Genomic DNA, 16,387 nt, shown 5'->3' with positions numbered 1-16,387 from the left:
ACTAATGCATTTATATATTTATTCGGCATTTTCTAAAAAATTCCTCTCTAGTAATTTTTTTTCTGAATCTACCAGCATTAGTTATAATAATTGTACCTTTGGGGATGGATGCATCTCCTGAAAAAGAAAGATCCATATTATAAAGATTCATTAGTTCATTTTTGTTCTTACCTTTATTTCCAATAACTTTTGAAAGCTCTGCCCTGGCGCATTTGATGTCAAGGTTACCACCACTTACTTGGTTTAGAATAACTTCAATCATATCTCTATAAATAGCAGTCTCCACTAACTCTCCAAAGGAAGGGTGATACGGTCCCGCTATTACTGCACCATCTTTTAATTCCTCTGTATCTTGTAAACCTATTCTAGCTATTGAAATTTTATTTTTATAAAAGATTATAGCCATATCTTTAGTCACTGCTATAGCTTCATCTAAATTCCATGGCATAAATTCACCCTGATTATACATTTGTTCTAGTTTCGTGTTTCTTATTACCAATGTGGGATAAATGCGGACTAAGTCAGGCTGAAGCGCTGCTGCCTCTATAGCTGAAGCTACCGCCCTTTTCTTGCTATCTCCAGGCAAACCGACCATCAACTGTATTCCCAGGTTTATCTTTTGTCGCTTGATTTTCTTGGCAGCTTGGAGCACATCCTCACTGGTATGCCCCCTATCTGCAAAGGCTAATACCTGATCGTTTAAAGACTGGGCTCCAATCTCTATAGTATCCACACCAAACTCTTTGAGAAAATTCAAAACTTTATCGTTAATATAATCGGGCCTCGTGGAAATTCTAATGCCATCTATTTTCCCTTGCTGCTTCAACTCATATGCAGGTTGTAGCCATTGTTCTTGAACGTAGAAGGGGAGGCCCGAGAAACTACCTCCATAGTAAGCTACTTCCACTCTGTCATACTTCTTAGCTCCCGTTATATATGATAAATATTTGCTTATTTTGTTCCTTACTTTATTTAAGTCTGGATTAGTTTCGCCTGAAATTTTTTCTTGATTGCAAAAACTACACTTGTGAGGACATCCCAAAAAGGGCACAAAGATAGGTATAATGAAGTTTTTACCCTTTTTCATTTTTCAACCACCACTTATCCTTTAACGCACTTTTTGCAGCATGTTGCTCTGCTTCTTTTTTGCTTCTTCCTCTTCCCTTTGCTAAAAGCCTTTCCCCTAGAAAAACACCAGCTTCAAATTCTTTGCTGTGATCTGGACCAATTTCATGTACAATAGCATAACGAACATTTAAATCCAGCTTCTCTTGTGACAGCTCTTGTATCAGTGTTTTATAATCACCGTATACTCCTTCTTCAATATTATTAAGGTCTTCTTTAAATAGTTCTATAATAAATTCCATTAGCTCTTGATTATCTAGTTGTAAATATAGGGCACCAATAAAGGCCTCAAATGCGTCTGCTAAGTTCGAATCCCTATTTCTACCTCCACTTTGCTCTTCACCTTTACCTAGTAATAGCAACACTCCTAATTTAAGCTCTCTAGCCTTTTTTGCCAGTGTTTGTTCACACACCAAGGCAGCTCGCATTTTCGTCAATTCACCTTCAGCCTTTTCAGGATATACTGAATATAAGTGTCTAGCCACAATTGCTCCTAAAATAGCATCACCTAAAAATTCTAGTCGCTGATTGCTATCACTGGCAATACCTTGGTTTTCAAAAACAAAAGTGGGGTGTATAAACGCATTGTTGATTAACTCTAAGTTATCTGCGCTTAACTTAAGCTTAACCACAAAATCCTTAAGTTTTTTCTCCCTTTTAAAATTAATCCCCACTATACTTACACCCCTAATTATTCGTATTTTTTCACAGCTAAAGTAGCGTTGTGTCCACCAAATCCTAGAGAATTAGAAATTGCAACGTTTACTGATTTTTCTTTAGCTTTATTAGGCACATAATTAAGGTTACAATCTTCATCCTTATTTTCATAGTTAATGGTAGGGGGTATTAACCCATTTTCTATGGCCATGGCACAAGCAACCAACTCTATGGCACCAGCTGCTCCTAACAAATGCCCCGTCATAGATTTTGTAGAGCTAACATCTAATTTATAAGCATGCTCACCAAAAACCTGCTTAATAGCCATTGTTTCGTACTTGTCATTTAAGTCCGTTGAAGTCCCGTGGGCATTGATATAGTCAACCTCTTCTAGATTAATTCCTCCATCTTGCAGCGCTTTTTGCATAGATGCTGCAGCACCTATTCCTCCTGGTGCCGGAGCAGTTATATGATGGGCATCAGCCGTATAACCATAACCTACAATTTCTGCGTAAATTTTCGCCCCTCTATTTAATGCGTGTTCCAGGGTTTCAAGAATCAAAATTCCTGCTCCTTCTCCCATTACAAAACCGTCTCTATCACTATCAAAGGGTCTACTAGCCTTTTGCGGATCATCATTTCTTGTAGACATAGCTTTCATTGAGCAAAAACCTGAGAATGCTAAAGGCGATATTGAAGCTTCCGTTCCACCGGTAACCATAACATCTGCATCGCCTCGCTGGATAACCTTAAAAGCATCTCCAATAGCATTTGTCCCCGATGCACAAGCAGTAACTACTGTAGTGTTAGGTCCTTTAAAACCTAGGTTTATTGAAACCTGTCCAGCAGCCATATTGCATATCATCATAGGCACAAAAAATGGACTGACCCTTCCTGGACCCTTATCATAGAGAGTATTCGCTTGCTTTTCCAGGGTATCCATGCCACCTATGCCCGATCCTAAGATAGTTCCTGCCCTATCTAAGTCAATTTTCTCTAAGTCCAATTTTGCATCTTCCACAGCCATCCTTGATGCAGCTATGGCAAACTGGGTAAATCGGTCCATTCTTCTAGCTTCTTTTTTATCAATATATTCTTTTGGGTCAAAGTCCTTTACTTCCCCTGCAATTCTAGTAGGAAAATCCTGTGCATCAAAACGCGTAACAGGACCTATACCTGACTTCCCTGCAACCAAATTGGACCAAAAATCTTTTAAACCTATGCCTACTGGGGAAATTGTAGCCATTCCCGTTATAACAACTCGATTTTTCATTTTCTCACCTCACCACTAGCTTATCTTTTCTATTTCACTCTTTATTTGCTCAAATATCTCATCTACCGTGAGAATTTGGTTCACTTCTGCAACTCTTTCACCTGAAAAGAACAGACCTTCTTTTAAATCACCTTGCTGTGCCTTATCTAGGGCCTTTAATAAACAAAAGCTTTTTGAGCATTTTTTTAGGCATTTTTCACATACTTCTGGAGTTACTCCACCTTGGTCTTCAACTCTATTATATAAATCACTTCTAAGTCCTCTACCTGGAAGCCCCACTGGACTGTTTACTAAAACCACATCACCCTGCTGAGACTTAATATATAGGTCCTTAAACTCCTGCGCAGCACTTGATTCTACACTTGCAGCAAACCTAGTCCCCATCTGAACACCACTAGCACCTAAATCTAGTGCTTCTACTATATCCTTGCCATCCATTATGCCTCCGGCAGCGATTACGGGTATTTTTACCTCTTGAACAACTTCTGGTAAAATATCTTTCATAGGCCTATCGGTTCCCAAATGCCCCCCGGCTTCTTTCCCCTCTACAACTACCGCAGCTGCCCCAAGTCTTTCAGCTAGCTTAGCAAACTTATAAGATGACACAATGGATACTATTTCAGTATTAGTTTCCTTACCCCACTGAAACATATCTCTAGAAAATCCTGCTCCAGATACAACTAAATCAATTCCCTCGTCCATAGCAGTCTTAACTAAGTCAGCAAATTCACGGGCTGCAAATAGGACATTTACCCCGATAATACCGTCAGTCAATTCTCGAGCTTTTTTTATTTCCCTTCTCAATTCATCCAAGTCCATACCTGTAGCTCCTATTATCCCTACTCCACCATTATTTGCTACAGCAGCTGCTAATGGTGCTGTAGATATTCTCACAGCCATACCTCCTTGGATAATAGGTAACTTGGCAGTTAACTTCCCGATTTTCAATTCTGGTAATTGCATAAATACTTTCCTCCCAAAAGGCATTCGTCGTAGTGTCAAAATAAAGTCCCGTTTCGAAGACGGGACTTTATTTTAGTTGTTTGTTTTTTCCTCAATGTACGCTACTGCCGCACTGACAGTAGTAATTTTTTCTGCATCTTCATCAGAAATTTCAATATTGAATTCCTCTTCAAGAGCCATCACTAGTTCAACAATATCTAAAGAATCTGCTTCTAAATCTTGAAATGTAGTCTCCATAGCTACTTGATCTTCTTCAACACCTAATTGCTCAACAACAATATCTTTCACTTTATCAAATACTGACAATTACTTCACCTCCTCTCACAGGTTTACTGCATTACCATTCCGCCATCAACATTTAGGACTTGACCAGTTATGTAATTAGCATTATCAGAAGCTAGAAAAGCAACTGCTTTCGCTACATCTTCTGGTGCTCCTAATCGTCCTAGTGGCACTGTGCCTTCAATTGTTTCTTTTAAATCCTGACTCAGTTGAGCAGTCATATCAGTATCAATATAACCTGGAGCTACAGCATTAACTCGTATTTGTCGAGATGCCAATTCCCTTGCCATAGATTTAGTCAAGCCTATCACACCAGCTTTTGCAGCAGAGTAATTTGCTTGGCCAGCATTTCCAATTTGGCCCACAACCGATGTCACATTGATTATTCTTCCATACTTTTGCTTAAGCATTAATTTAATTACTGATTTTGTACAGTTATAGACTCCAGATAGGTTAATGTCTATAACATCTTGCCATTCACTGTCCTTCATTCTCATCATAAGATTGTCGCGGGTAACCCCTGCATTGTTTACCAAAATGTGCACTCCACCAAACTGATCTGTTACTTCCTTAATCATGTTTTTTACTTCATCCGAGTTTTTCACATCTGCTTTTATTGCAGCTGCCGTTCCACCACCTGCTTCAATCTTTTGTATTACCTCAGTGGCAGCAGCTTCGTTACCGGCATAATTGACAATAACGGTTGCTCCACTTCGTGCTAGCTCTAAACAGATGGCTCTTCCTATTCCTCTTGAACCTCCAGTAACAATAGCAACCTTAGAATTAAATGTCATCTTAAATACACTCCCTTAACTTTGCGATACTCTTGTCACCGCTTTTCACATCTTCCACATTAACTACTAAAGCTTTTTTATTTATTTTTCTGATTAGACCAGATAATACTTTCCCAGGGCCTAATTCCACAAAGGTATCAACACCCAATTCCATCAGCTTCTCGATACTTTCAGTCCACCTAACCGGTTCACTTATTTGACGCACTAAGCTATTTGAGACCTGATCCTTGGTTTCTATAATTGCTGCATCTGCGTTTGTCACCAGTGGAATTGCCAGGTCATTGATAGTTACCTCTTGTAGTCTTTCTGCTATTTTTTCACCAGCAGGCTTCATCAAGCTTGAATGAAATGGACCACTTACAGGAAGCATAACAGCTCTTTTTGCACCTTGCTCTTTCGATTTTTCAACAGCTATTTCTACAGCCTCACGATCTCCTGCTATAACAACCTGGCCTGGACAGTTATAGTTTGCTGGAACTACTACTTTTTTCTCAGTGGCTATCTCCTTACAGATTTCCACTATCGCCTTATCCTCAAACCCCAGTATTGCAGCCATAGTGCCTTTTCCCTCTGGGTAGCAACTGCCCATATATTGTCCCCTTAGCCTAACTAACTTAACCGCATCCTCAAAAGTTATACTGTTAGCAGCTACATGAGCAGCGTATTCTCCTAAACTATGTCCAGCCACATAGTCCGGCTCTATCCCAAATTGCTTAAAGTATGTTAAGCAAGCTATATTTGTTGTCAGTAATGCTGGTTGTGTAAATTCTGTCTGCTTCAACCGATCTTCTGGACCAGAAAAACACAGCTCACTTACTGAAAAGTCTAGATGTTCATCTGCTAGTTGATATACTGCTTTAACTGCTTCGTCTTGAGCAGCTAGTTCTTTCCCCATGCCCACGTACTGAGATCCTTGGCCGGGAAACACAAAAGCTATCTTGCCCACACATTTCACCTTCTTTACTAGTGATTATTTGTTTATTTGCTTTGGAAAATTATCAATAATCCTATTTACTTCCTCTACAACGCTGGTGATAATCTGTTCTGCTGTTTCTTCTCCTTTTACCATTGCTGCAACCTGACCTGCCATAACAGAGCCATACTTCACATCGCCGTCAACCATTGCATTTCTTAATTTTCCTGTTCCTAGCTTTTCAAATTCAGCTGGTTCAGCCCCGGATCGCTCTAGGGCGTCAAGCTCTCTAGCCAATTTATTCTTTAATATCCGCACAGGATGGCCTGTGGGGCGCCCAGTTACTACAGTGTCCCGATCCTTTGATTTAATAACTAATTGTTTTACTGCCGGGTGAACCGTACATTCTTCTGCACACATAAATCTAGTTCCCATTTGCACACCTTTAGCACCTAATACCATGGCAGCCACAGCACCTCTACCATCAAAAACTCCACCGGCAGCGATTACAGGGATTTTTACAGCGTCTACTATTTGTGGCACCAGAGCCATAGTAGTTATGTCACCTACGTGACCTCCGCCCTCTAGCCCCTCAGCAATTAAAGCATCTACGCCCTGCTTCTCTAACCTCTTAGCCAGTGCAACCGATGCAACTACTGGTATTACCTTAGATCCAATTGCTTTTAGGTCCTCAATATACTTGCCTGGGTTACCTGCACCTGTAGTTACAACTGGTACTTTTTCCTTCAGTACAATATCCATCACTTCCTGTACATGTGGGGATAGTAGCATGACATTTATTCCAAAAGGTTTATTAGTCTTTTCTTTAACTTTTTTTATCTCTGTTGCTACCCATTCCGCCGGCGCATTGCCTGCTGCTATAACTCCCAATCCTCCAGCTTCTGATACTGCCGCTGCCAGTTCCCCTGTGGAGACCCAAGCCATGCCCCCTTGTATTATTGGATATTCTATATTTAGTAACTCACAAATCTCAGTTCTCATCTAAACCCTCCTGCCCATTAATCTTTATTCCACTTCATCACTGTAGCTCCCCATGTTAATCCACCGCCAAAGCCAACCATCAGTACTATATCTCCTTTTTTTATCCGGTTATTAGTAACTGCCTCTTCTAATGCAACTGGTATTGAAGCTGCAGACATGTTTCCGTATTTGTCAATATTAGCTATAACCTTGTCTTTGCTTAGGCCTAATCTCTTAGTGGCAGCTTCAATAATTCTGATATTTGCTTGATGGGGTACTAGGAAATCTATATCCTCTTTTCCAAGTCCCGCTTTCTCAAGGGCTTTAATTGAAGCATCTCCCATAACTCGAACGGCAAACTTAAATACTTCACTCCCATTCATCCTGACAAAATGCTCTCTTTGTTTAACAGTCTCCTCGCAAGTCGGTCTTTTAGCTCCTCCTGCCGGAACATAAAGACTTTCCAAACCTGAGCCATCGGAACCCAGATAATTTGTCATTATCCCGCAACCATCTTCTACAGGGCTTAAAACAGCAGCTCCAGCCCCATCTCCAAATAAAATACAGGTATTCCTATCTTCCCAGTCAACTATCCTACTCATTAATTCGCCACCAATTACTAATACATTCCTATACATCCCAGTGGCAACAAATTGTTGTCCTGTAGCAATTCCGTATATAAATCCAGTACATGCTGCCTCCAAATCCATTGCAGCAGCATTTACAGCACCAATTTTTTCTTGAACCATGCAAGCTGTAGCCGGAAAAACCAAATCCGGTGTCATGGTAGCAAGGATAATCAAGTCAATTTCTTCAGGTTTTAAGCCGGCATCATCCAGTGCTTTCTGGGCTGCTTCTGCACAAATGTCCGAAGTTAATATATGTTCTTCAGCCTTTCTTCTTTCACTTATACCAGTACGGTTTACTATCCACTCATCATTAGTATCCAGATAATTTGCTATATCACGATTAGTTACTATATTTTCAGGTAAACTAGAGCCTAGTCCAGTAATACCTACTGATTTAATCGAGCTTAACATTGCTGCACCTACTCTCAAGTTACTAAATAGTTTCACTTATAACTTCAATGAAATTTGCTTTAACACACTCTTCAGCTACTCCAATAGCATTTTTTATTGCTTTAGCATTAGAACTCCCATGGCATATTATACTCACACCGTTGACACCGAGAAGAGGAGCACCCCCATACTCAGAATAATCCATTTTCTTTTTTATGGCTTTAAACGCTGGATAAGCTAATGCTGCACCTGCTTTAGTCCGCATGCTTTGTTGTAACTCTTCTTTAAGTATGCCAAAAATTGTAGCGGCCATTCCTTCTGCAAACTTCAATACTACATTGCCCAAAAATCCGTCACAGACCATTACATCAGTATCTCCGCTTAATAGCTCTCTTCCCTCAATATTCCCTGTAAAATTGATAGTGCTCTCTTGTGCCATTAGCTTGTAGCTCTCTTGTGCCAACTCATTTCCCTTAGTTTCTTCTTCGCCGATATTCACAAGAGCTACTTTAGGACTTGGTATTTTTAGTATCTTTTCTGCGTAAACAGAACCCATTTGAGCAAACTGTAACAGGTTTTTGGACTTGCTATCTACATTTGCACCTACATCTAGTAGTATTTTTCCACCTTTTAGTGTTGGTAAAACAGTAACAATAGCCGGTCTCTCAATTCCTTTAATTCGCTTCAAACCGAAAAGTGCTGCAGCCATTTGCGCACCTGTGCTCCCTGCAGAAACTATCGCATCAGCCTTTCCCTCTCGCACTAATTTTGTAGCAACCACAATTGATGAATCCTTTTTTTTTCGGACTGCAGTAGCTGGATGTTCATCCATCCCCACAACCTCGCTGGAAGGCTCAATGCTAATTTCTACATCATCAGTTTTGTGTCTATGTAAATGTTCCTTTATTACTTGAGGATCTCCAACTAATACTATTTTAACCCCATTCTCTTTGGCAGCCTCAATAGATCCCTTTATTATTTCATCTGGTGCGTTGTCACCACCCATTGCATCAACAGCAATTATCACTTTACATCCTCCTCTCTTCTAGCAAAAATAGTAAAGTTGCCGGTAAAAACCTCTTTACCGTTAACTTTAGAGGTAATTGACACTTTGTACTTTTCGCCTACTTTTTCTATAACTTTACCATAGCATATTACTTTATCATTTAAGTTTACTGGATTTATATATTTTACTTCCGCTCCACCAGTTAACGCTATATCACTATCTAGGATCGCAACAGCTAAAGAGTTGGCTTGAGCAAATAGATGGTGCCCCCTTACTATTCCAGCTTTTTTTAATACCATTTCTTTAGTTACAATTAAGAGGGACATTCCACTCTCATCAAGCTCTAACTCCAATAGCTCTCCTATAAGCTCCTTATGATGCAGACTTTTCACTTGATTGTAATTTTGTTCAGCTACATTCTTAATTCGCTCTCTCAATTCAGGTATTTGCATTTCCATTCTATCTAATCTAATAGTCTGCACACTAACATTATTCATCTGAGACAAGTCCTCGTCAGTATAAAAGGGGTTTTCCCGTAGTTGATTTTGTATCTTGTTGTGCCGTTCGTTTTTACTTAATCTTTTTTCACCCATTACCACACCCCCATACATACTAAAATAGCACTTGCTTTTAGTACCTAGTATTAACTACTGATAGTATATATGATGCATAAAAAAAAAGCAAGTAGATGGAAGTATTTTTACTAACATCACTTGCTTTTTATTGTTTTTACTCTTCACCACTTGCTTGTTGTTGCTCTTTTTGTGTATTTCTTTCTTTGTAAAAACCACACTCAGGGCAAACTCTATGTGGTAGTTTTGGTTCATGACATTGTGGACATTCTGCTATTTTTGGTGCAGAAATCTTCCAGTTTGCTCTTCTCATGTTTTTCTTAGATTTTGACGTTCGACGCTTTGGTACAGCCATTGCCTCTCCACCTCCTTCAACGCACTACAGCTATTTTAACAACTTCTTTAGCACTTCCATTCTGGGATCTATGTTATCTTGCACACAAGAACACTTTTCCTCATTTAAGTTAATACCACACTGAGGACAAATGCCTTTACACTCTTCATCACAAAAAGTTCTTATAGGCATATTTAAAATAATATTTTTTGCTACAATTTGATCCAGATGGATATTATTACCTTCGAAAAAGATAATATCGTCATCAGAGTTGTCAATATATTCGGCTTTTGATTTGTGCACAAATATCTCTTCAAAATCAATATCTATAGGGCAATCAGTTTCAGTAAGGCAACGTCCGCACATCATTTTTAAGGCAGTCTCTATTTTTCCTGAAACCAGTATTTCACTCCCAGTATTTTTGGCTAATAGATTAATTTTTAAGTTATCACTAAGGTTAATCGTCTCCCCTTCGTCGATAAGTTCATTAATCTGCACATCATAATCAGCTTTTATACTTTCGCCAGGAGTGTTCTTTATTTTCTCTACATTAAGCTTAATCATAATACCACCTCTAGACAAATGCCAAAGTAAATTATACGCAAAAAAATTAACTTTGTCAAGATTACCCTACTAATGTTTTAGCATCTCTTGCAATCATTAGCTCTTCATTTGTTGGCACAACCAAAACCTTAACTTTACTATCATCAGTGGAAATGACTGTTTCTTTACCTCGAACATTATTCGTTTCTTTATCAATCTTTACTCCTAGGTAATCTAACCCTTCACAAATTGCAGCCCTCATATCTGCAGAGTTTTCTCCTAGACCTGCTGTAAAGATAATTGTATCTACACCATTCATAGCCGCACTATAACTACCAATATATCTTTTTACTCTATGAGCAAACATGTCTAGAGCTAATTGAGCTCTTTGATTACCTTGTTCAGCTGCCTCTTCAATATCTCTAAAGTCACTACTAACACCAGAAATCCCTAGTACACCACTTTTCTTGTTCATGTAGTTACTTATGCCATCTACATCCAGTTCTTTTTTCTCCATAACAAATGGTATAACAGCTGGATCGATGTCGCCACATCTTGTTCCCATAATCAATCCTTCTAAGGGAGTCAGCCCCATGCTAGTCTCAATTGATTTTCCGCCTTTAACCGCTGCCACACTAGCACCATTTCCTAAGTGACAGGTAATCATTTTTGTATCTTCAATATTTACACCTAAGATTTCTGCCGCTCGTTGACTTACATATTTATGAGATGTTCCATGAAAGCCATATTTTCTTACTCCCAATTCTTTGCAATCCTCATAAGGTAACGCATAACTATATGCGTACTCAGGCATTGATTGATGGAAAGCAGTATCAAATACTACTACTTGTGGAACCTGTGGAGCAATCTTTTCACAAGCTTCAATACCCATAAGGTTTGGTGGGTTATGAAGAGGTGCTAGTGAAAATAATTCTTTAATGGCTTTTTTAACATCTTCATCTACTATTGCTGATTCAGTAAACTTAGTTCCGCCGTGAACAACCCTGTGACCAATAGCTTGGATATCATCAAGTTTCTCAATAACTCCGTATTCAGCGTGAGTTAATTGTTCAAAAACAGCATCAATAGCTACTGTATGATTAGAAAAATCACCAGAAACTTTTATCTTATCATCTCTACCGGCAATTTCGTGTTTTATTAGGCCTTCGCCTAACCCTATTCTCTCTACTAGACCTTTTGCTATTACATCTTCATTTTCCATATTAAAAAGTTGGTACTTAAGTGAAGAACTTCCGCAATTTATAACAAATATTTTCATAGTTAATTTGTCCCCCTATGTATTTATTTTATTTAGCAATTTTGTGCTTGAACAGCTGTCAAAGCTGTCACATTAATGATATCTTCAACACTGCAACCTCTAGACAGGTCATTAACAGGCTTTGCTATCCCTTGTAATACAGGTCCTATAGCTTTAGCCTTCCCAATTCTCTCAATAAGCTTGTATCCAATATTTCCTGCTTGCAAATCAGGGAATACAAGAACATTGGCGCTGCCAGCTACAGTGCTGTCTGGAGCTTTTTTCTTAGCCACACTAGGCACTATTGCTGCATCTAACTGCAACTCCCCTTCTACTTCTAAATCTGAAAACCTCTCTTTTGCTATGGCAGTAGCAGTGGTAACCTTTTCAACTAGTTCGTGCTTTGCACTTCCCATAGTAGAAAAAGAAAGCATTCCCACCTTTGGCTCTATTCCCGCAATTGATTTCGCTGTGCCAGCTGAAAGGTATGCAATTTCAGCTAGTTGTTGAGCTGTAGGGTTTGGGTTAACGGCACAGTCAGCAACCACTAGTAGGCCATTAGATCCATATTCCTGGTCAGGTAATACCATTACAAAGGCTCCTGACACAGTAGAAATATTTTCTGCTGTTTTAATCACTTGTAAAGCAGGGCGCAAAACATCTCCTGTGGTATTTTCAGCTCCAGCAACATAGCCGTCTGCTTTTCCTACCTTAACCATTAGAGCTGCAAAGTACAGCGGGTTTTTAGCAAATTTCTTTGCATCTGGCATTGACAATCCCTTATGTTTACGCAACTCATATAGTGTCTCTGCAAGTTCATCTATGAGTTCTGAAGTGTTTGGGTCTATAACTGTTACTCCAGTTAAATCTGTCTCTGTTTCAGCTGCAACCTTTTTTATCTCCTCTGGATTACCTAATAAAATAGCATCTGCAAGATTCTCCTCAGCAATAACTTGCCCAGCTTGTACCGTTCGAGGTTCTGTACCCTCAGGTAGAACAATCTTTTGTTTTTTAGATTTGGCTTTTTCTTTAATACTTTGTATTAAATCCATTCTACACGACTCCTTCCAGGACACTTTAATTTAAATTATCACAAATTTAGTAAGTAATCTATATTTTAAGAAAATGCCCTAATTTAATTAATCTTTGAACATTTTGTAATATTATAAAAAATGCTTTTACTAATTAGCTTTAGTAAATCATTGATTTTATTTTATCTATATTTTTTTCCATAACCTCCTCACCAATATCTATAAATTGCTGCGCTATTCGAAAGTCAAAGGTACTTACATGAGGGAGCTCTGGCTTAATTAAAATGTCTGCAGCATTTTTCCAGTTATCATCGACTTTTCCTTCCATTAATTCAAGAGATTGAATCATAATATCAATAATAGATCTTACCTTTATTTTTCTCGTTTTTTGTTTTAAGTCTATAGCTATTACTATATCTGCTCCTAATTTTCTCGCTTGCAAAACTGGTACTCTTTCCATAACTGCCCCATCTACTAGTACTTTTCCGTCTATGGTTATAGGCTTAAATACACCTGGAATGGCTATGCTTGCCCTAACTGCTTTTGCAACTTCTCCTGTGTTTAATTCTACTAATTCACCTGCTTCAATATCAGTTGCTACTGCTGTAAAGGGTACTGTCAGTTGATCAAACGTATAATTTTTAGTTAATACCTTTAATAGTTGGTACACCCGTTTTCCTTCCACAAAACCTACTCTAGGCACTGTAATATCTACCACATGCCCTCTATTAATTTGACACACTAGACCCTCTAATATCTCCCAGTCCAAGTCTGCTGCAAGAAACGAGCCCACAACTGCGCCTGCACTAGTACCTGTTACTACGTCTATTGGTATATTTGCTTTTTTGAGAGCCTTTATGGCACCAATGTGCGCATATCCTTTTACTGCCCCAGACCCTAATGCTAAGCCCACTTTTTTTCTATTGTTGCTCATAAATTAACTCCTTTTTCCCAACATGGTCTACTTTTATATTGCCTAAATATATTTATTGTTAAAGGCTAAAACAGCAAGAGGGGTGCTTATGCGAATAAAGCTACTATTAATATTATCATTAATTATTATTGCTATTACAATGATTTTAAATCCGAAAGCAGTTTTTTTAGCGGCATCAAATGGTCTTGAAATTTGGTTTACCATCTTAATACCTTCATTGTTACCATTTTTTATAATTGCTAACCTGCTAATTTCTATTAGCTTTGTGCAGTTTATGGGTGCTTTACTTGAGCCATTGATGCGGCCACTTTTCAACGTACCTGGTGCTGGAGGGTTTGTCATGGCAATTGGCTTTACCTCCGGCTCTCCCTTAGGAGCTCTAATGGCTATAGATTTGAGAAAGGAACAGCTGTGTAGCAAGTGGGAAGCCGAAAGGCTAATGGCTTTTACTAATAATTCTAGTCCTCTTTTTATGGTAAGCGCAGTAGCTGTAGGGATGTTTGGCAAACCCGCCTTAGGGGCCGTTTTTGCTATAGGCCACTATTTGGCTAATTTAACGATTGGTATCATTTTAGGACACCTATCACGGATTAAGGATCCTGTAATTCAAAAAAAAGAGCATCCATTTAGTTCAACTGTATTATATGCATACAAGAAGATGGTTTACAGTAAAAACTTTGAGATAGGCACCATGTTAAAAGACGCTATCAACAAGTCTATACAAACCATTCTAGCTATAGGAGGCTTTGTTTTACTATTTTCAGTATTAATAGAGGCTTTTAATATCTTGGGCATCTCTAAGTATATGTATGAGTTCCTATCTATTGCTCTTACTTTGGTATCTATAACCCCTGAGTTAGCTTCTGGCTTAACTATAGGTTTTTTTGAAATAACGCTGGGTATAAAACAAATCGTAAAAACTGATGCACCATTACAACATCAGTTAATAATCACTGCTTTCATCTTAGCATGGAATGGCATATCTATTCACGCTCAAATCGCCAGTTTTGCTAGTAGTACCGATATACAAATGAGAACCTATGTACTGTCAAGAGTTGCTCATAGCTTTATTGCTGCATTTTATACATTCTTGCTCTGGAATCCTCTATACCCTGTATTTACTGGTAGTGAGTTTAGTTTCTTCTTACCTTTGCCTCAATCTGCTTTTGGTTTCTTTATCTTTGGCTCTATGGCTTTTGTAGCTATATCTCTCCTGATGATTATAGTTAGTGTTTTCATTGTAATTGCCAGGGCGATTATAAGAGCTCTTAAAAGAGCTTAGGCTGTTTCATCATTTGGTTCACTGAGTTGCTTCTGCCCCTCTTTTATGGCTTGAGTAGCTCGCTCTAAATTTGTTTCTAACCTTTTTAATACATCATAGGCATATTGATTTGCTTTTTCTTCCATTTCTTTTGATGATAACTCAGCTTCTCTTAAAATATTTTCAGCCTTTTCCTGAGCCTTTTTTACTATTTCGTCCTGACTAGCCTTTTTCATTACATAGGTCTTAGCTTCTTCTAATATCTTTTCTGCTTCAGCTTGTGCATCTTGGAATATTCTTTCTCGTTCTTTTCTAATCCACTGGGCTTGTTTTACTTCTTCGGGTAAAATTGCCCTAAGTTGATCAAGGTAGTCTAGAATGACTTCCTCATCTATTAAAACTTTTCCGGTTATAGGTATCTTAGTTCCACTTTCTATTTGATGCTCAAATTCTTCTAATAGCTTAATCAGCTCCATCTTGATACTCCTTTCCGTTTAGCCACTATACTTAAAAAAATTTAATGTTGTATCACCATAATTTTTGATCCTATATAAGAAAAGGTTGTCTACCCTTTCAGGTAACGCCTCCCCCTTACTGGCTTCAAAGACAGTTGTCCCATTGTTTTTTAACCATTTGTTATGCTGGATAAGCTGTAGGGTCTTCTCTGTAGTCACAGAGTTGTATGGTGGGTCTAAAAAGATTACATCAAACATTGAACTTGGATTATCTTTTGCAAGAAAATTTAGAACATCTTGCTTTACTACTTTTCCACCAATTAATTTAGAACCCTTTAAATTTTCATTAATTATTTTTATTGCTTCATTGGCCTGTTCTATAAAAAGAACAGATTGAGCACCTCTACTCAGAGCCTCAATACCAATACCACCTGATCCAGCATATAAATCCAACCAATTACTCCCCTTAATATCATCCATCATTATATTAAATAAAGCTTCTTTTACTCTATCAGATGTAGGTCTAGTCTTTGTCCCTTTAGGGGCCTTCAGCCTAAAGCCCCTGGCTTGTCCGCTTATTATTCGCATTTTTCCACTCCTTATATGTGAATTATAACATATTATTGCCATTTTAGGTAATGAAGAGAATATTTATGGCTGATAATTTTAAAGTTTTTTACTCCATCTATGTATAGTTTCCTTTAAAAAGTCAATACTATCTAATGACAACTGAAGTAACATTCAGTTGTTTGAAGAGCTTAGGTTATTTTTTTTAATAACCCTCCCCCATAAGCTCTTCCTCCGGTTTCTCCTCTCCCAAAATAATATTTAAAAGAAAGTAGAAGTCATGTATTGTGGCTTCTACTTTCTTTTATGTACACGTTAATATATTATCGAGTAGGAGGTAGATAATTATTTTATCTACCGTCCTCTCACACCACCAAGCATACCGTTCGGTACTTGGCGGTTCATTAAGTTAATTGCAT

The 16,387-nt window shown here is 38.3% G+C and carries 19 protein-coding genes; 1 reads left to right on the top strand and 18 read right to left on the bottom strand.

The features are described from left to right. Nucleotides 1–10 precede the first annotated feature (10 nt). From GGQ84_RS06055 to GGQ84_RS05980, 16 genes are all read right to left on the bottom strand, one after another. Nucleotides 11–1,087, bottom strand: coding sequence for an elongator complex protein 3 (locus GGQ84_RS06055; RefSeq protein ID WP_429160525.1), 1,077 nt, complete (start codon nt 1,085–1,087; stop codon nt 11–13). Continuing rightward, nucleotides 1,074–1,799 carry a ribonuclease III gene (rnc, locus tag GGQ84_RS06050; protein WP_429160522.1) on the bottom strand — a complete coding sequence of 242 codons (726 nt, stop codon included), beginning with the start codon at nt 1,797–1,799 and terminating at the stop codon, nt 1,074–1,076. The genes GGQ84_RS06055 and rnc overlap by 14 nt, the downstream gene beginning before the upstream one ends. 17 nt (nt 1,800–1,816) lie before the next feature. Next, nucleotides 1,817–3,055, bottom strand: coding sequence for a beta-ketoacyl-ACP synthase II (fabF, locus tag GGQ84_RS06045; RefSeq protein ID WP_429160519.1), 1,239 nt, complete (start codon nt 3,053–3,055; stop codon nt 1,817–1,819). A gap of 15 nt (nt 3,056–3,070) precedes the next feature. Beyond that, nucleotides 3,071–4,018, bottom strand: a complete 948-nt coding sequence (locus GGQ84_RS06040; RefSeq protein ID WP_429160516.1) for an NAD(P)H-dependent flavin oxidoreductase — start codon at nt 4,016–4,018, stop codon at nt 3,071–3,073. Between the two features lie 72 nt (nt 4,019–4,090). After that, nucleotides 4,091–4,324, bottom strand: coding sequence for an acyl carrier protein (acpP, locus tag GGQ84_RS06035; RefSeq protein WP_429160514.1), 234 nt, complete (start codon nt 4,322–4,324; stop codon nt 4,091–4,093). A 23-nt stretch (nt 4,325–4,347) separates the two neighbouring features. Further along, on the bottom strand, nt 4,348–5,094 hold the full coding sequence (fabG, locus tag GGQ84_RS06030) for a 3-oxoacyl-[acyl-carrier-protein] reductase (RefSeq protein ID WP_429160512.1): 747 nt from the start codon (nt 5,092–5,094) through the stop codon (nt 4,348–4,350). Nucleotide 5,095: 1 nt separating this feature from the next. Continuing rightward, nucleotides 5,096–6,040 carry an ACP S-malonyltransferase gene (gene fabD / locus GGQ84_RS06025; RefSeq protein ID WP_429160510.1) on the bottom strand — a complete coding sequence of 315 codons (945 nt, stop codon included), beginning with the start codon at nt 6,038–6,040 and terminating at the stop codon, nt 5,096–5,098. Between the two features lie 24 nt (nt 6,041–6,064). After that, nucleotides 6,065–7,009, bottom strand: coding sequence for an enoyl-[acyl-carrier-protein] reductase FabK (gene fabK / locus GGQ84_RS06020; RefSeq protein ID WP_429160507.1), 945 nt, complete (start codon nt 7,007–7,009; stop codon nt 6,065–6,067). Nucleotides 7,010–7,026: 17 nt separating this feature from the next. Beyond that, complete coding sequence (locus GGQ84_RS06015) at nt 7,027–8,016, bottom strand: beta-ketoacyl-ACP synthase III (RefSeq protein ID WP_429160693.1); 990 nt, start codon at nt 8,014–8,016, stop codon at nt 7,027–7,029. A 34-nt stretch (nt 8,017–8,050) separates the two neighbouring features. Next, nucleotides 8,051–9,034 (bottom strand): phosphate acyltransferase PlsX, encoded by a 984-nt coding sequence (gene plsX, locus GGQ84_RS06010; protein ID WP_429160504.1) that lies wholly within the window; start codon nt 9,032–9,034, stop codon nt 8,051–8,053. Next, nucleotides 9,031–9,606 (bottom strand): transcription factor FapR, encoded by a 576-nt coding sequence (gene fapR, locus GGQ84_RS06005; RefSeq protein WP_429160501.1) that lies wholly within the window; start codon nt 9,604–9,606, stop codon nt 9,031–9,033. The genes plsX and fapR overlap by 4 nt, the downstream gene beginning before the upstream one ends. 136 nt (nt 9,607–9,742) lie before the next feature. Beyond that, nucleotides 9,743–9,940, bottom strand: coding sequence for a 50S ribosomal protein L32 (gene rpmF / locus GGQ84_RS06000; RefSeq protein ID WP_429160498.1), 198 nt, complete (start codon nt 9,938–9,940; stop codon nt 9,743–9,745). A 30-nt stretch (nt 9,941–9,970) separates the two neighbouring features. Continuing rightward, on the bottom strand, nt 9,971–10,483 hold the full coding sequence (locus GGQ84_RS05995; protein WP_429160496.1) for a YceD family protein: 513 nt from the start codon (nt 10,481–10,483) through the stop codon (nt 9,971–9,973). A 61-nt stretch (nt 10,484–10,544) separates the two neighbouring features. After that, nucleotides 10,545–11,741, bottom strand: a complete 1,197-nt coding sequence (locus tag GGQ84_RS05990) for an acetate/propionate family kinase (RefSeq protein ID WP_429160493.1) — start codon at nt 11,739–11,741, stop codon at nt 10,545–10,547. Nucleotides 11,742–11,773: 32 nt separating this feature from the next. Beyond that, nucleotides 11,774–12,772 carry a phosphate acetyltransferase gene (gene pta, locus GGQ84_RS05985; protein WP_429160490.1) on the bottom strand — a complete coding sequence of 333 codons (999 nt, stop codon included), beginning with the start codon at nt 12,770–12,772 and terminating at the stop codon, nt 11,774–11,776. 139 nt (nt 12,773–12,911) lie between these two features. Further along, the gene (locus tag GGQ84_RS05980; RefSeq protein ID WP_429160488.1) at nt 12,912–13,685 is read right to left on the bottom strand and encodes a patatin-like phospholipase family protein; all 774 of its coding nucleotides are present in this window, start codon (nt 13,683–13,685) and stop codon (nt 12,912–12,914) included. 88 nt (nt 13,686–13,773) lie between these two features. Between GGQ84_RS05980 and ylbJ the strand changes: the two genes are divergently transcribed. Then, complete coding sequence (gene ylbJ, locus GGQ84_RS05975) at nt 13,774–14,967, top strand: sporulation integral membrane protein YlbJ (RefSeq protein ID WP_429160485.1); 1,194 nt, start codon at nt 13,774–13,776, stop codon at nt 14,965–14,967. Here ylbJ and GGQ84_RS05970 read toward each other — a convergent pair. Beyond that, a complete protein-coding gene (locus GGQ84_RS05970) occupies nt 14,964–15,422 on the bottom strand; it encodes an ATPase (protein ID WP_429160483.1) in 459 nt (152 codons plus the stop codon). The genes ylbJ and GGQ84_RS05970 overlap by 4 nt on opposite strands. A gap of 18 nt (nt 15,423–15,440) precedes the next feature. Continuing rightward, nucleotides 15,441–15,989 (bottom strand): 16S rRNA (guanine(966)-N(2))-methyltransferase RsmD, encoded by a 549-nt coding sequence (gene rsmD, locus GGQ84_RS05965; protein WP_429160481.1) that lies wholly within the window; start codon nt 15,987–15,989, stop codon nt 15,441–15,443. Between the last annotated feature and the right edge of the window lie 398 nt (nt 15,990–16,387).

Origin of the sequence: Desulfitispora alkaliphila (assembly GCF_050433185.1) — a bacterium.
Classification (GTDB): Bacteria; Bacillota; Desulfitisporia; order Desulfitisporales; family Desulfitisporaceae; genus Desulfitispora; species Desulfitispora alkaliphila.
This window is presented reverse-complemented; position numbering and strand designations above follow the sequence as displayed.

Excerpts from the sequence above, each read along its gene's own strand:
- ylbJ (WP_429160485.1), top strand. The coding sequence starts at position 13,774 with ATGCGAATAAAGCTACTATTAATATTATCATTAATTATTATTGCTATT.
- GGQ84_RS06040 (WP_429160516.1), bottom strand. The coding sequence starts at position 4,018 with ATGCAATTACCAGAATTGAAAATCGGGAAGTTAACTGCCAAGTTACCT.
- GGQ84_RS05990 (WP_429160493.1), bottom strand. The coding sequence starts at position 11,741 with ATGAAAATATTTGTTATAAATTGCGGAAGTTCTTCACTTAAGTACCAA.
- rsmD (WP_429160481.1), bottom strand. The coding sequence starts at position 15,989 with ATGCGAATAATAAGCGGACAAGCCAGGGGCTTTAGGCTGAAGGCCCCT.
- pta (WP_429160490.1), bottom strand. The coding sequence starts at position 12,772 with ATGGATTTAATACAAAGTATTAAAGAAAAAGCCAAATCTAAAAAACAA.
- GGQ84_RS05970 (WP_429160483.1), bottom strand. The coding sequence starts at position 15,422 with ATGGAGCTGATTAAGCTATTAGAAGAATTTGAGCATCAAATAGAAAGT.
- fapR (WP_429160501.1), bottom strand. The coding sequence starts at position 9,606 with ATGGGTGAAAAAAGATTAAGTAAAAACGAACGGCACAACAAGATACAA.
- GGQ84_RS05995 (WP_429160496.1), bottom strand. The coding sequence starts at position 10,483 with ATGATTAAGCTTAATGTAGAGAAAATAAAGAACACTCCTGGCGAAAGT.
- rpmF (WP_429160498.1), bottom strand. The coding sequence starts at position 9,940 with ATGGCTGTACCAAAGCGTCGAACGTCAAAATCTAAGAAAAACATGAGA.
- fabF (WP_429160519.1), bottom strand. The coding sequence starts at position 3,055 with ATGAAAAATCGAGTTGTTATAACGGGAATGGCTACAATTTCCCCAGTA.
- fabK (WP_429160507.1), bottom strand. The coding sequence starts at position 7,009 with ATGAGAACTGAGATTTGTGAGTTACTAAATATAGAATATCCAATAATA.
- GGQ84_RS06055 (WP_429160525.1), bottom strand. The coding sequence starts at position 1,087 with ATGAAAAAGGGTAAAAACTTCATTATACCTATCTTTGTGCCCTTTTTG.
- fabG (WP_429160512.1), bottom strand. The coding sequence starts at position 5,094 with ATGACATTTAATTCTAAGGTTGCTATTGTTACTGGAGGTTCAAGAGGA.
- GGQ84_RS05980 (WP_429160488.1), bottom strand. The coding sequence starts at position 13,685 with ATGAGCAACAATAGAAAAAAAGTGGGCTTAGCATTAGGGTCTGGGGCA.